Annotated in this window: 12 protein-coding genes; 11 read left to right on the top strand and 1 reads right to left on the bottom strand. The window is 73.4% G+C overall.

Translation table 11 applies throughout. From position 1 onward, the window contains the following. Positions 1 to 69: 69 nt before the first annotated feature. From ggt to JT721_RS04110, 4 genes are all read left to right on the top strand, one after another. Positions 70 to 1,884 carry a gamma-glutamyltransferase gene (ggt, locus tag JT721_RS04125; protein WP_205471622.1) on the top strand — a complete coding sequence of 605 codons (1,815 nt, stop codon included), beginning with the start codon at positions 70 to 72 and terminating at the stop codon, positions 1,882 to 1,884. Between the two features lie 37 nt (positions 1,885 to 1,921). Continuing rightward, complete coding sequence (locus JT721_RS04120; protein WP_205471621.1) at positions 1,922 to 2,560, top strand: pyridoxamine 5'-phosphate oxidase family protein; 639 nt, start codon at positions 1,922 to 1,924, stop codon at positions 2,558 to 2,560. Beyond that, positions 2,553 to 3,404 carry a diaminopimelate epimerase gene (dapF, locus tag JT721_RS04115; RefSeq protein ID WP_205471620.1) on the top strand — a complete coding sequence of 284 codons (852 nt, stop codon included), beginning with the start codon at positions 2,553 to 2,555 and terminating at the stop codon, positions 3,402 to 3,404. The genes JT721_RS04120 and dapF overlap by 8 nt, the downstream gene beginning before the upstream one ends. A gap of 75 nt (positions 3,405 to 3,479) precedes the next feature. Continuing rightward, positions 3,480 to 4,256: an SDR family NAD(P)-dependent oxidoreductase gene (locus tag JT721_RS04110; RefSeq protein ID WP_205471619.1), complete on the top strand. Its 777-nt coding sequence runs from the start codon at positions 3,480 to 3,482 to the stop codon at positions 4,254 to 4,256. A gap of 137 nt (positions 4,257 to 4,393) precedes the next feature. On the opposite strand, the gene JT721_RS04105 is transcribed toward JT721_RS04110, so the two are convergent. Continuing rightward, entirely contained in the window at positions 4,394 to 5,029 is a 636-nt protein-coding gene (locus tag JT721_RS04105; RefSeq protein WP_307827874.1) for a nucleoside/nucleotide kinase family protein, read from the bottom strand. Positions 5,030 to 5,107: 78 nt separating this feature from the next. On the opposite strand from JT721_RS04105, the gene hflX reads away from it, so the two are divergent. The 7 genes from hflX to JT721_RS04070 all read left to right on the top strand — a co-directional run bounded on the left by hflX (position 5,108) and on the right by JT721_RS04070 (position 14,240). Then, positions 5,108 to 6,622 (top strand): GTPase HflX, encoded by a 1,515-nt coding sequence (hflX, locus tag JT721_RS04100; protein ID WP_205471618.1) that lies wholly within the window; start codon positions 5,108 to 5,110, stop codon positions 6,620 to 6,622. 98 nt (positions 6,623 to 6,720) lie between these two features. Next, on the top strand, positions 6,721 to 7,416 hold the full coding sequence (locus JT721_RS04095; protein WP_205471617.1) for a GDSL-type esterase/lipase family protein: 696 nt from the start codon (positions 6,721 to 6,723) through the stop codon (positions 7,414 to 7,416). A gap of 45 nt (positions 7,417 to 7,461) precedes the next feature. After that, positions 7,462 to 8,670, top strand: coding sequence for an ROK family transcriptional regulator (locus JT721_RS04090; protein WP_205471616.1), 1,209 nt, complete (start codon positions 7,462 to 7,464; stop codon positions 8,668 to 8,670). Further along, the gene (gene xylB / locus JT721_RS04085; protein ID WP_205471615.1) at positions 8,667 to 10,049 is read left to right on the top strand and encodes a xylulokinase; all 1,383 of its coding nucleotides are present in this window, start codon (positions 8,667 to 8,669) and stop codon (positions 10,047 to 10,049) included. Before JT721_RS04090 ends, xylB begins: the two co-directional genes overlap by 4 nt. A gap of 287 nt (positions 10,050 to 10,336) precedes the next feature. Continuing rightward, complete coding sequence (locus JT721_RS04080) at positions 10,337 to 11,578, top strand: ROK family transcriptional regulator (RefSeq protein ID WP_205471614.1); 1,242 nt, start codon at positions 10,337 to 10,339, stop codon at positions 11,576 to 11,578. Further along, on the top strand, positions 11,575 to 13,116 hold the full coding sequence (locus JT721_RS04075) for a sugar ABC transporter ATP-binding protein (protein ID WP_307827873.1): 1,542 nt from the start codon (positions 11,575 to 11,577) through the stop codon (positions 13,114 to 13,116). Before JT721_RS04080 ends, JT721_RS04075 begins: the two co-directional genes overlap by 4 nt. Then, the gene (locus JT721_RS04070) at positions 13,113 to 14,240 is read left to right on the top strand and encodes an ABC transporter permease (RefSeq protein WP_205471613.1); all 1,128 of its coding nucleotides are present in this window, start codon (positions 13,113 to 13,115) and stop codon (positions 14,238 to 14,240) included. The genes JT721_RS04075 and JT721_RS04070 overlap by 4 nt, the downstream gene beginning before the upstream one ends. The last annotated feature ends 27 nt before the right edge of the window (positions 14,241 to 14,267 follow it).

Below are 14,267 nucleotides of genomic sequence, written 5' to 3'. Positions count from 1 at the left end.
CTGACCCGTGCGCACCGTCGACGCCAGGGGTTAGGTTGTCCGCACCGGCAACCTCACTCGGGAGGAAGCATGAAGGTCCTCGGCGCGTCGATCGCGCTCCTCGTCACGGCGGGTGCGCTCGCCGCCGTCCAGTCCCCGGCCGCGGCCGAGCCGCAGCCACCCAAGGCGCCCACCCGCACCGGCACGGGTGGCGGCATCGCCACCGTCGACCCCTACGCCTCGCAGGTCGGGCAGAGCGTGCTCAAGCAGGGCGGCAACGCCGTCGACGCCGCGGTCGCGGCGGCCGCCGCGCTCGGCGTCACCGAGCCCTTCTCCGCCGGCATCGGCGGAGGCGGCTACTTCGTCTTCTACAACGCCAAGACCAAGCGGGTGCACACGATCGACGGTCGCGAGACCGCGCCGGCCCGGATGCGGGCCAACGCGTTCGTCGACCCCGCGACCGGCAAGCCCTACCCGTTCACGCCCGACCTGGTGACCAGCGGCGTCTCGGTCGGCGTGCCTGGCACCCCGGCCACCTGGGACAAGGCGCTGCGCCAGTGGGGCACCTGGTCGCTGCCGCGCGCGCTGAGGCCGGCGACCAAGCTGGCCCGCAACGGGTTCGTGGTCGACAAGACCTTCCGCCAGCAGACCATCGACAACCGCGAGCGGTTCAAGACCTTCACCTCGACCAGGAACACCTTCCTGCGGATCAACGGCCGCAACGGCGTGCCCCGCATCGGCGAGCGCTTCCGCAACCCCAACCTCGCCCGCACCTACGAGCTGCTGGCCCGCAAGGGCGTCCGCGAGCTCTACCGCGGAGACCTCGCCCGGGAGATCGCCCGGGCCACGCGGTTCCCACCCAGGAGCGGGCTGACCGACCTCCCGGTGCCGGTCGGCAGGATGATGCGCACCGACCTGGAGAAGTACCGCGCGCTCAACCGGCCGCCGACCCACTCGACCTACCGCGGCCACGACGTCTACGGCATGCGGCCGAGCTCCAGCGGCGGCACCACCGTCGCGGAGGCGCTCAACATCCTCGAGCAGTTCGACCTCGGCGAGATGCCGCAGGCGGCGGCCCTCCACCACTACCTCGAGGCGAGCGCGCTGGCCTTCGCCGACCGGGGCCGCTACGTCGGCGACCCGGCGTTCACGTCGGTGCCGCTGACCGCCCTGCTCTCCGACGCCTACGGCGCGGAGCGGGCCTGCGCCCTCGACCCGGAGCAGGCCGCCACCAAGCCCGTGGCCGCGGGCGACGCCACCCCCGGCGACGGTCCCTGCCCCGAGCAGGCCGCCGGACGCGCTGCGCCCGACACCGAGAACGTCGAGACGACCAACCTCACCGTCACCGACAAGTGGGGCAACGTCGTGGAGTACACGCTCACGATCGAGCAGACCGGGGGGTCGGGGATCGTGGTGCCCGGCCGCGGCTTCCTGCTCAACAACGAGCTGACCGACTTCTCCACCGTCTACGACCCCGCCGACCCCAACCGGATCCAGCCCGGCAAGCGGCCGCGCAGCTCGATGTCGCCGACCATCGTCGTCAAGGACGGCCGGCCGGTGCTGGCCCTCGGCTCGCCCGGCGGCTCGACGATCATCACCACGGTGCTGCAGACGCTGGTCAACCGGCTCGACCTCGGCATGACGCTGCCCCAGGCGCTGGCCGCGCCCCGGGCCTCGCAGCGCAACACCGCCGACGTGACGGCCGAGCCGGCGTTCATCGAGGCCTGGCAGGGCGCGCTCGCGCCGTTCGGCCACTCGCTGGTGCCGGCCGGTGACGCGTTCACCAGCGCCGCCGAGATCGGCGCTGCGACGGCGATCGAGATCGGTCCGGGCGGCGTGCTCACCGTCGTCGCCGAGCCGACCCGTCGCGGTGGCGGCTCGGCGCGGGTCGTCAAACCGAACTGAGAGGCGGCCGGGCCTCGGTGCCACCTACGCTGGAGGGGTGACCACCGAGGCCTGGACCGCCATCACCAGCGTCGACGAGCTCGTCGAGCTGCTGGGCGAGCCCCACGAGCGCGCGATCACCAAGTCGCGCCCGGCGCTGCTCGACGTCGACCGCGAGTGGCTCGCCGCGTCGCCGTTCTGCGTGATGGCGACCGCAGGCGCCGACGGCAGCTGCGACGCCTCGCCCAAGGGCGACCCCGCGGGTCGGCTGGTGCACGTGATCGACGACCGCACTCTCGCCCTGGCGGAGCGGCCGGGCAACCGGCGGGCCGACGGCTACCGCAACATCCTGGCCAACCCCCACGTCGGGCTGAACTTCTTCATCCCCGGCCGCGGCGACACCCTGCGCGTCAACGGCCGGGCACGCCTGGTCCGCGATGCGCCGTTCTTCGACGAGATGGTGGTCAAGGGTCACCGCCCGGTGCTGGCGGTGGTGGTCGAGATCGAGGACCTCTTCTTCCACTGCGCCAAGGCGTTCCTGCGCTCGGGGCTGTGGCGACCGGAGACCTGGGACCCCGAGGGCCGGGTGCCGCGCCGCGCCGTGGTGGCCCAGCGCGTCGAGCCGAGCGGGATGACCCTGGAGCAGCTCGACGACTACTACCGCCCCGAGAACTACGCGCGAGGCCTCTATGGCTGAGGCCTACGCGTTCCTCAAGGGGCACGGCACCGAGAACGACTTCGTGCTGCTGCCCGACCACGACGGCACGGTGCACGGCGAGCTCGACCCCGGCCGGGTCGCCGCCCTGTGCGACCGGCGGGCCGGCATCGGTGGTGACGGCGTGCTCCGGGTGATCCGCACCGCGTCGTACGACGCGCTCGCCTGCTCGGAGGGTTCGCGCGGCACGGCGAGCGAGTGGTTCATGGACTACCGCAACGCCGACGGGTCGGTCTCGGAGATGTGCGGCAACGGGGTCCGGGTCTTCGCCCGCCACCTGGTCGACGCCGGCCTCGCCCCGGCGGACCGGCCGCTGCCGATCGGCACCCGCGACGGCGTCAAGACCGTCACCTTCGACGGCGACCTGGCCACCGTCGACATGGGCACCCCGAAGGTGCTCGGCGACACCACCGTCGGCGTGGGCGAGGTGACCTGGGCGGCCCGCCACGTCGACATGGGCAACCCCCACGCCGTCGCGTTCGTCTCCTCCCTCGACGACGCCGGTCCGCTCCTCGAACCGCCACGCCACGACCCCGCGGTCTACCCCGACGGCGTGAACGTGGAGTTCGTGCTGCCGGTGGGGGAGCGGCACGTGGCCTTCCGGGTGCACGAGCGCGGCTCGGGCGAGACCCGGTCGTGCGGCACCGGCGCGTGCGCGGTGATGGTCGCCGCCGCCCTGGCCGACGGCGTCGACCGAGCGGGGCGCGACGTGGCGTACCGGGTCGACGTCCCCGGCGGCACCCTGACGGTCACCTGGACCGCCGACGACCGGGTGCTGCTCACCGGCCCGGCGGTGCTCGTCGCGAGCGGGACGACCTCGCTCTAGGCCCACCCGGCACCGCGCCCGCACCGGCGCAGCACCGTGACAGTGCCGCTGTCTCGGTCGCCTATGCTCCGGGGCATGGACATCAACGGAGCATCCGCCATCGTCACCGGTGCCGCGTCGGGCATCGGCGCCGCCGCCGCCCGCCAGCTCGCCGCCCGGGGCGCGGTCGTCGTGGTGGCCGACCTGCAGGCCGAGAAGGGTGAGGCGCTCGCCCACGAGATCGGCGGCGTCTTCGCCCAGGTCGACGTCACCGACACCGACCAGATCACCGCCGCGGTCAACGCCGCCGCCGAGATCGCCCCGCTGCGCGCGGTCGTGAACTCCGCCGGCATCGGCTGGGCCCAGCGCACCATCGGTCGGGACGGCCAGATCGAGTCTGCCCACGACCTGGCGGCGTTCACCAAGGTCATCCAGATCAACCTGATCGGCACCTTCGACGTCGTCCGCCAGGCGGCCAGCGTGATGAGCCGCAACGAGCCGGACGCCGACGGTCAGCGCGGCGCGATCGTCAACCTCGCCTCGGTCGCGGCCTTCGACGGCCAGATCGGCCAGGCGTCGTACTCCGCGTCGAAGGGCGGTGTCGTCGGCATGACCCTGCCGGTGGCCCGCGACCTGTCCGCGGCCGGCATCCGGCTCAACACCGTGGCCCCCGGCCTGATCGACACCCCGATCTACGGCGAGGGCCCCGACTCCGAGGCGTTCAAGGCCAAGCTCGGCGAGAGCGTGCTCTTCCCCAAGCGCCTCGGCGTCCCGGACGAGCTGGCCAGCATGGTCGTCGAGTGCATCACCAACAGCTACATGAACGCCGAGGTGATCCGCGTCGACGGTGGCATCCGGATGCCCCCCAAGTAGCGCGAACCCACGTACGACGAGGCCCCGCCCCCTCGGGGGAGCGGGGCCTCGTCCGCGTCCGGGAGTGCGGCTCGGAGCGGTAGTCCCTGACGAAGTGGCCCCCTTGGCGGCCGTCCAGGGGGCCAGAACGTCAGGGACTATCCCGGCGAGGGCGCCCAGGAGGTCAGCTCAACCACCAGGTCGGCGCGGGAGGCGGTGGCGTCGACGATGACGGCGTTGGGGTCGTCGACCCGGGAGACCCACTGCTCGGCGGCGGCGGGGGACTTGCCGGAGGCGACGTGGCGCGCGAGGAGCCGGCGGCGGCGTACGACCGGTTCGGTCACCACGTGCCAGACCGCGTCGAGGCGGGCGTGCACCCGGGGCCAGGGGTCCTCGTCGAGCAGCAGGTAGTTGCCCTCGGTGACCACGAGCGGCGCGGCCGGGTCGACCGCGATGGCCCCTGCGAGAGGCTGCTCGAGGTCGCGCTCGAACGCCGGCGCCATCACGACCTCGTCGGCCACCCGAACCCGCGCGAGCAGCGCGGCGTACCCCGCCGCGTCGAAGGTCTCCGGGGCGCCCTTGCGGTCGAGCAGCCCGCGGCGCACCAGCTCGACGTCGGCGAGGTGGAACCCGTCCATCGGCACGACGACCGCGCCTGTGCGGCGGGCGAGCTCGGCCGCCAGCGTCGACTTCCCGGCACCCGGCGCACCGGAGACGCCCAGCAGCCGCCCGGTGAACGCGGCCAGCAGCGGGTCGAGCTCGCGACCGTCGGGGGAGAGCCGGATCGGGTCCACCCGGTCAGCCTCCCACCAGGGTCGGGCATGGATAAGGACTCGCCAGTGTTGAACCGGAGAACCTACTCTGGAAGGCGTATGACGAACGCACACGACCTCACCCACTTCGACCTCGACGACGAGCTCGAGCAGACCACGGCCTGGGACGACGCCGACGACCCCGGCGACGACCCCGGCGACGACCCCGGGACGGGCGCCGACCTCGACGCGCCGGACCCCGAGCTCGACCCCACCACCGGCGCGATGGACCTCGCCGAGCGCCACCAGCTCCGCCGGGTCGCGAGCCTGCGCACCGAGCTCGAGGACATCACCGAGGTCGAGTACCGACAGCTCCGGCTGGAGCGGGTGGTCCTGGTCGGCGTCTGGACCGACGGCACCGTCGAGGACGCCGAAAACTCCATGGCCGAGCTGGCCCTGCTCGCCGAGACCGCCGGCTCGGAGGTGCTCGACGCGATCTACCAGCGCCGGCAGTCCCCCGACCCCGCGACGTACGTCGGACGCGGCAAGGTGGAGGGGATCGCCGAGATCGTCCAGGCCAGCGGCGCCGACACCGTCATCTGCGACGGAGAGCTCGCACCCAGCCAGCTGCGCAACCTCGAGGACCGGCTCAAGGTCAAGGTCGTCGACCGCACCGCGCTGATCCTCGACATCTTCGCCCAGCACGCCAAGAGCCGCGAGGGCCAGGCCCAGGTCGAGCTCGCCCAGCTCAGCTACATGAAGCAGCGGCTGCGCGGCTGGGGCGGCAACCTGTCCCGCCAGGCCGGTGGCCGGGTCGCCGCGGGTGCCGGCATCGGCGGCCGCGGTCCGGGTGAGACCAAGATCGAGACCGACCGACGGCGGATCAACACCAAGATCGCCAAGCTGCGCCGCGAGCTCGCCGCGATGAAGGGCACCCGCGACACCAAGCGCGCCGAGCGGCGGCGCAACGCCATCCCGGCCGTCGCGATCGCCGGCTACACCAACGCCGGCAAGTCCTCGCTGCTCAACCGGCTCACCGACGCCGGCGTCCTGGTCGAGGACGCCCTCTTCGCGACGCTCGACCCGACCACCCGCCGCACCACCACCGCCGACGGCCGCGTCTACACGATGAGCGACACCGTCGGATTCGTGCGGCACCTGCCCCACCAGCTGGTCGAGGCGTTCCGCTCCACCCTCGAGGAGGTCGCCGACGCCGACCTGATCCTGCACGTCGTCGACGGCTCCCACCCCGACCCGGAGGGGCAGATCACGGCGGTGCGCGAGGTGTTCGCCGAGGTCGGCGCCGCCGAGGTGCCCGAGCTGGTCGTGATCAACAAGGCCGACCTGGCCGACCCGATGGTGATCGCCCGCCTGCGGCAGCGCGAGCCCCACTCGGTCGTGGTCAGCGCCCGCACCGGCGAGGGCATCGCCGAGGCGCTCGCCGTGGTCGAGGGCGAGCTGCCCCGCCCAGGTGTGGAGTTCAAGGCGCTGCTGCCCTACGACCGCGGCGACCTCATCGACAAGCTCCACCAGCACGGCGAGATCGAGTCGATCGAGCACACCGGCGACGGCACGGTGGTGTCGGGGCGGGCCACCGAGCGCCTGGCCGGCGAGCTGGCGGCGTACGCCGTCTGACCTGCGCAGCCCGCGCCCCGGTGGTGGCCCGATCGGGCCACCCCGGATCCCCCATGTTCGCCATGTGACCCGAGGGTCGCCCCACCGAGAATGACACCGTGCTCCTCCCCGTCCTGGCCGCGCGCCGCCGCCTGCTCGTCGGCGTGTGCCTGGTCGTGGTGGCCGCGGGGCTCTCGCTCCACCTCGCCGGCCGGGCCAGCAGCGCGGACGCCGACCGCTGCGAGCGGTTCGCGGCCGCGGCGTCGACGCGGGCGGAGCGCGACGTAGGCACCGGCGAGCGGGTCGTGGTGATCGGCGACTCCTGGTCGGTGGGCCTTGGCCTCGAGCGCCCCGAGCGCTCGTGGCCCTCGCAGCTGCCCGGCCGCGTGCACGTCGACGGCTTCTCGGGTTCCGGGTTCAGCGCCGGCGCCTCCCCGTGCGGCGCCGCGGTCGCGTTCGCGGCCCGAGCCGCCGCGGCGGTCGCCGGCGGCGCCGGCCTGGTCGTGGTGGAGGGCGGGCTCAACGACGTCGACCAGCCCGAGCGCCTGGTCGCCCGGGGCTTCCGCGACCTGCTCCGCGTGCTCGACGGCACTGGCGCGCCGGTCGTCGTCGTCGGGCCAGCGGCCGCCCCGAGCCGCTCGCGCGGCGTACCCCGCATCGACGCGCTGCTCGCCGAGCTCAGCGAGCAGCACGGCGTCGCCTACGTCTCCACCACCGACCTCGACCTGTCCTACCTCGACGACCGCCTCCACCTCACCGAGGACGGGCACCGCGCGTTCGGCGCGGCGGTCGCCGCACGACTGCCCGCCGAGTAGCGGCGCGTCGGGCGCGACGTTGGCAGCGCGTGGGAGGATGCGCGCGTGCTGCATTCCCTCGCCGGACGGGCCGAGACCCCGCTCCAGGCCCGGCTCCTGGCGCTGCTGCGCGACACCGGGCCTCTCTCCCGGGCCCAGCTGGCTGACCGGCTGGAGGTCTCGCGCACCACGGTGGCCGCCGAGGTCGCCCGGCTCGGCGAGCTCGGGCTGGCCGAGGAGACCGGACCGGCGGCCTCGCGCGGCGGCCGGCGCTCCACGATGGTCGACCTCGACGCCTCGATCCGGTTCGCGGGCATCAACGTCGGGGCCACCGGCCTCTCGGTCGCGGTGACCGACGGTCGGCTCGGCGTGCTGGCCCACCGCGCGGTGCCGTGCGACATCAAGCAGGGGCCCGAGGCGGTGCTGGCGATCGCGCTCAGGACCGCGCGCCAGCTGATGACCGAGGCGGACGTCGACCGGCTGGTCGGCGTCGGCATCGGCGTGCCGGGCCCGGTCGACTTCCACCGGGGGCTGCCCGTCAGCCCGCCGATCATGCCCGGCTGGGACGGCTACCCGGTGCGCGACGCGGTCTCCCGCGAGCTCGGCTGCCCCGTCGTGCTCGACAACGACGTCAACGTGATGGCGGTCGGCGAGCAGCACGCCGGTGTCGCCCGCACCGCCCACAACTTCCTCTACGTCAAGATCGGCACCGGCATCGGCTGCGGCATCGTCATCGACGGCGAGCTCTACCGGGGCGCCGACGGCTGCGCCGGGGACATCGGCCACATCCGCGTCGACGACTTCGGGCCCACCTGCGCCTGCGGCAACACCGGCTGCCTGGAGGCCTTCGCCGGGGGTGCTGCGCTCGCCCGGGACGCCACCGCGGCGGCCCAGGCGGGCCGCTCCGAGATCCTCGCCTCGCTGCTCACCGACAAGGGCGTGCTCACCGCCGCCGACGTCGGAACCGCTGTGTCACAAGGCGATCCGCACGCCGTCCAGCTGATCCGCGACAGCGGTCGCCGGATCGGGCAGGTGCTCGCCAGCCTGGTCTCGTTCTTCAACCCCGATCTCATCGTGATCGGCGGCGGCGTGACCGCGCTGGGCCACTCGCTGTTGGCCGAGATCCGTGGTGTGACCTATCGTCGCTCTCTCCCGCTGGCGACCGGCAGCCTGCCGATCGTGCTCACCGAGCTCGGCGACCACGCCGGGGTCGTCGGTGCCGCTCGCCTGATCAGCGGGGTCGTCTATGCCGCTGACCAGGGGAGGATCCCGTGACGCTCGTTGCCGGAGTCGACAGCTCGACCCAGAGCTGCAAGGTCGTCGTCCGCGACGCCGAGACCGGGGAGCTGGTGCGCAGCGGACGTGCGTCGCACCCCGACGGCACCGAGGTCGACCCGGCCCACTGGTGGTCGGCACTGCAGGAGGCGATCGCCCAGGCCGGCGGGCTCGACGACGTCGCCGCGGTCGCCGTCGGCGGCCAGCAGCACGGGATGGTCTGCCTCGACGAGGCGGGCGAGGTGGTGCGTCCGGCCCTGCTGTGGAACGACACCCGCTCCGCCGGCGCCGCCGCCGACCTCACCGACGAGCTGGGGGGCCCCCAGGCCTGGGCCGACGCCGTCGGCGTCGTCCCGGTCGCCAGCTTCACGGTCACCAAGCTCCGGTGGCTCGCCGAGCACGAGCCCGAGCACGCCCGCCGCACGGCGGCCGTGCTGCTGCCCCACGACTGGCTCACCTGGAAGCTCTCCGGCTCCGCCGACATCGCCACCGCCACCACCGACCGCAGCGACGCCAGCGGCACCGGCTACTGGTCGGCCGAGACCGGCGAGTACCGTCCGGACCTGCTCAAGCTGGCGCTCGGTCACGAGCCGCTGGTGCCCCGCGTGGTCGGACCCGCCGAGCAGGCCGGCCGCACGCCGGGGGGTGCGGTGCTGGGCGCCGGCGCGGGCGACAACGCCGGTGCCGCGCTCGGCCTGGCCGCCGGCCCCGGGGACGTCGTCGTGTCGATCGGCACCTCTGGCGTCGTCACCGCCGTGGCCACCTCCGGGGTGCGCGACGCCAGCGGCATCGTCGCGGGCTTCGCCGACGCCACCGGCCACTTCCTGCCGCTGGTCTGCACGCTCAACGCCGCCCGGGTGCTCGACGCCACCGCGCGCACCCTCGGCGTCGACCTCGCCACCCTCTCCGACCTCGCGCTCTCGGCGCCGGCGGGCGCCGACGGGCTGGTGCTGGTGCCCTACCTCGAGGGCGAGCGCACCCCCAACCTGCCCGACGCCACCGGCACCCTCCACGGGCTCACGCTCGGCACCATGACCCCGGCCCACCTGGCCCGCGCGGCCGTCGAGGGCATGCTCTGCGGCCTCGCCGACGGGCTCGACGCCCTGCTCGCCACCGGCGTGACGCCGCGGCGGGTCAGCCTGGTCGGCGGCGGCGCCCAGTCCGAGGCCGTGCGCCGGCTGGCGCCGACCGTGCTCGGCGTGCCGGTCGAGGTGCCGGCCCCGGGCGAGTACGTCGCCGACGGCGCCTGCCGCCAGGCCGCCTGGGCCCTCGCCGGCGGCGACACGCCCCCTGCCTGGACCACCGGCGAGGTGTCGACGTACGACGCCGCCCCGGTCGCGGCCGTCCGCGAGCGCTACCGGGCCGTCAGGCCCGCCTGACCCTCCGCCGAGTCGTCGTTACTGCCATGCGGTAACGACGACTCGGCGCGCCTCGGGCCGGCCGCGGCGTTCGGTCGTTTGCAACGTTTCATTCAGCCCATCCGCACCCGAGTTGCGGAACTTCGTCCAATGGATTTCGAAAGATTTACGCCTGGTGGCCAAAAACTTTGGGCCAGGTACTTGCGCCGATGTGACGACCGTCCCTAGTTTGTGCGCCAGACCAACAAACGAGTGACTGGGGCCACACCCGGATCACAAGCCGATCGGATGGAGGTGGACGACGAGCCATGCGCAACCACGACGACGCCGCGGGCGAGCTCAACTTCCGCCGCACCAAGCTCGGCCTGGTCCTCCGTCAGCTGCGCGACCACGGTCCCCGGTCCCGTGCCACCCTCGCCGCCGAGCTGGGCCTGTCCCGGCAGGCGGCCTCCGACCTGGTCGGCGAGCTCACCGAGCGCGGCCTGGTCCGCACCGGCGACGTCGAGCGTGGCGGCGTCGGCCGTCCCGGCACGTTCGTCGAGCTCGACGGCCACGGCGTGTGCGGCATCGGCGCCGAGGTCAACGTCAACCACGTCTCGACCCTGGCCCTCGACCTGGCGGGCAACGTCGTCGCCGAGCACAAGATCGGCCTCGACGCCCGCCGGCTGTCGTCGGCCGAGGTGGTCCAGCAGCTGGTCGACCTGGTCCGGCGCACGGTCGCCGACCTGAGCCACCGCGACATCCGCCCCGTCGGCCTGGTCATCGGCATCGCCGGCCTGGTCGACCGCACCGCCGAGGTGCTCACCCACGGACCCAACCTGGGCTGGCAGGACGTGCCGGTCGCGGACATGGTGCGCGAGGCGCTCGGCGACGACCTCCCCGTCTCCATCGACAACGAGGGCAACCTCGCCGCGATGGCCGAGGCCGTCCCCGGCGACGCCGACCGCCGCGACATCCTCGTCATCTTCGGCGAGATCGGCGTGGGTGGCGGGATCGTCGCCGACGGCCGGCTGCTGCGCGGCCGCCGCGGCTACGCCGGCGAGTTCGGTCACATGATCGTCGAGCCCCACGGCCGCCGTTGCGGCTGCGGCCGGGTGGGCTGCTGGGAGACCGTGAGCGGTCTGCACGCGCTGCTCGACGCCGCCGCCGACTCCGACGACCCGGTGCGCGACCCCGCGCTGGCCATCGACGACCGGCTCGCCGAGCTCAACCGCCGCGCCGACCTCGGCGACACCCGCACCCTCGCCGCCCTGCACCAGGTCGGTCAGTGGGTCGGTGTGGGCGCCGCGGTGCTCACCAACGCGCTCAACCCCGCCTCGATCGTGCTGAGCGGCTACTTCGCCCAGGTCGGCCACCACATGCGGCCGGCCATCGAGCAGGCCCTCGAGCAGGGCGTGCTCGCCCCGGACGCGGCCGGCACCCGCGTCCTCCTGTCCACCTTCGGATTCACCGCCGCAGTCCGGGGCGGCGCGACCGTCGCCCTCGACGCGGTGTTCGCCGACCCGATGCTCGTAGACCGCCGCCCCGCCGCGGCAGGAGGAGTCTCGTGACCCCCCAGAACACAGCCCCGAGCGCCGCTCCGGGCGAGGTGCTGCTCCAGATGAGCGGCATCGTCAAGGAGTTCCCGGGCGTGCGCGCCCTCGGCGGCGTCGACCTCGACGTCCGGGCCGGCGAGGTGCACTGCCTCCTCGGCCAGAACGGCGCCGGCAAGTCCACCCTGATCAAGGTGCTCGCCGCGGCGTACCAGCCCGACGAGGGCACCATCACCTGGAACGGCCAGGAGGTGTCGTTCGGCTCGCCGCTCCAGGCGATCAACGCCGGCGTGGCGACGATCTACCAGGAGCTCGACCTGGTGCCCGACCTCAGCGTCGCCGAGAACGTCTTCCTCGGCCACGAGATGTCCCGCGGCGGCTTCTCCCAGCGGGCCCGGGCCAACAAGGTCACCCGCGAGCTGCTCACCCGCCTCGGCCACCCCGAGATCTCGCCGAGCCGTGCCGTGGGCGACCTCTCCCCGGCCAACCAGCAGATCGTCAGCATGGCGCGGGCGCTGTCCCACGACACGAAGCTGCTCATCCTCGACGAGCCGTCGGCGGTGCTCGACCAGGAGGGTGTGAAGAACCTCTTCCGGGTCATCCGCGGCCTCACCGCCGAGGGCGTCGCGATCGTCTACATCTCCCACCGGCTCGAGGAGATCCGCGAGATCGGTGACCGGATCACCGTGCTCAAGGACGGCTCGACCGTCGCCACCGGCCTCGCCGTCGCCGACACCCCGACCTCCCGGCTGATCGAGCTGATGACCGGCCGCGCGATCGAGTACGTCTTCCCGCCGCGCCCCGAGTTCGACCCGGCCCGCAACGACGTCGTCCTGGAGGTCCGGGACCTGGCGCTCGAGGGCGTGTTCAGCGGTGTCGACATGACCGTCCACGCCGGCGAGATCGTCGGCCTGACGGGCCTGGTCGGCGCCGGCCGCTCCGAGATCCTCGAGACCCTCTACGGCGCCCGCCGGGCCTCGAACGGCACCGTGACCGTCGACGGCAAGCCGCTGCGCCGCGGGTCGGTGACCAACGCGGTGAAGGCCGGCGTCGGCCTCTGCCCCGAGGAGCGCAAGAGCCAGGGCCTGCTGCTCGACCAGGCCGTCTACACCAACATCACGATCTCGTCGATGAACCGCTTCGCCCGGCTCGGATTCCTCGACCGCGGCGAGGAGCGCGCCCGCGCGGAGCAGCTCACCACGTCGCTCGACGTGCGCCCGACCGGCGTGGTCCGCGCCGTCGGCACGCTCTCGGGCGGCAACCAGCAGAAGGTCGTGCTGGCCCGCTGGCTGCTGCGCGAGTGCCGGGTGCTGCTGCTCGACGAGCCCACCCGCGGCGTCGACGTCGGCGCGCGCACCGAGATCTACCAGCTCATCCGCACCCTGGCCGACAGCGGTGTGGCCGTGGTCGTGGTCTCCAGCGAGGTCGAGGAGGTGCTCGGGCTCTCCGACCGCGTGCTGGTGGTCCGCGAGGGCCGCGTCGTCCACGAGTCCGCCGCCACCGAGATCGACGAGTCCCAGGTCCTCGACCTGGTCATGGAAGGAAGCGCAGCATGAGCGAGAGCTCGACCCCCACTCCCGAGCCCGGCGGTTCGCTCGCCGCGGGTCTCGACGTCGACGACGCCCGCACCGCGGCCGACAAGGAGGCCACCCGCAAGGCCGAGCAGGAGGCCCTCGAGGTCGAGCGCGCGAAGGCCGGCGAGGCCTCGGCGCTCACCCGCCTCCTCGGCACCGGCATGGGCCGCAACCTCGGCCTCGTGATCGCCCTGGTCATCCTCTGTGTCGTGGGCGCCGCCACCGCCGGCGAGCGCTTCGTCAGCACCGGCAACGTGCAGACGATCCTCAGCCTGGCCGCCACCATCGGCGTCGTCAGCATCGGCATGACCTTCGTCATCACCGGCGGCGGCATCGACCTCTCGGTCGGCGCGATCCTCGCCCTCTCCTCGGTGTGGTGCACGACGCTCGCCACCCAGGACCTCGCCCGCGACGGCCACTGGGTCGCGATGGTGGCGGTGGCGCTGCTGGTCGGCGCCGCGTGCGGCCTGGTCAACGGCCTGCTCATCGCCTACGGCGGCATCGTGCCGTTCATCATGACCCTGGCGATGCTCGCCAGCGCGCGCGGCCTGGCCGAGATCATCTCCAACCGCAAGACCCAGATCGTCGACGTCCCCGGCTTCCGCGAGTTCTTCAACCGCGAGATCCTCGGCCTCTCCTTCTCGGTCTGGCTCTTCGTGCTGGTCGCCATCGCCGGCTGGGTGCTGCTCAACCGCACCACCTTCGGCCGGCGCACGCTCGCGGTGGGCGGCAACCCCGAGGCGGCCCGCCTCGCCGGCATCAACGTCAAGCGCCACACCGTGATGCTCTACGTCCTCGTCGGCGTCTGCTGCGGCATCGCGGCGCTGATGCTGGTCGCCCGCACCACGACCGGCTCGTCGACCCACGGCACCCTCTACGAGCTCGACGCCATCGCCGCGGTCGTCATCGGCGGCACCCTGCTCGCCGGCGGCCGCGGCACCATCGTCGGCACCGTGATCGGCGTGCTGATCTTCACCACGCTCACCAACGTCTTCACCCTCAACAACCGCTCCATCTCGGAGCAGTCGCTCCTCAAGGGAGCCATCATCGTCGCCGCCGTCCTGCTCCAGCAGCGGCTGGCGTCGCGCAACAGCACCACCACCTAGCACCACCCGCACCACGTCTCGGACGCA

The sequence above is a fragment of the Nocardioides sp. SYSU D00038 genome, assembly GCF_016924665.1.
GTDB lineage: Bacteria > Actinomycetota > Actinomycetes > Propionibacteriales > Nocardioidaceae > Nocardioides.
The sequence above is the reverse complement of the archived record's forward strand: the minus strand, read 5'-3'. Positions and strand labels throughout refer to the sequence as shown.

Coding starts and splice junctions, on each gene's coding strand:
- ggt (WP_205471622.1), top strand. CDS start 70: ATGAAGGTCCTCGGCGCGTCGATCGCGCTCCTCGTCACGGCGGGTGCG.
- dapF (WP_205471620.1), top strand. CDS start 2,553: ATGGCTGAGGCCTACGCGTTCCTCAAGGGGCACGGCACCGAGAACGAC.
- JT721_RS04110 (WP_205471619.1), top strand. CDS start 3,480: ATGGACATCAACGGAGCATCCGCCATCGTCACCGGTGCCGCGTCGGGC.
- hflX (WP_205471618.1), top strand. CDS start 5,108: ATGACGAACGCACACGACCTCACCCACTTCGACCTCGACGACGAGCTC.
- JT721_RS04080 (WP_205471614.1), top strand. CDS start 10,337: ATGCGCAACCACGACGACGCCGCGGGCGAGCTCAACTTCCGCCGCACC.
- JT721_RS04070 (WP_205471613.1), top strand. CDS start 13,113: ATGAGCGAGAGCTCGACCCCCACTCCCGAGCCCGGCGGTTCGCTCGCC.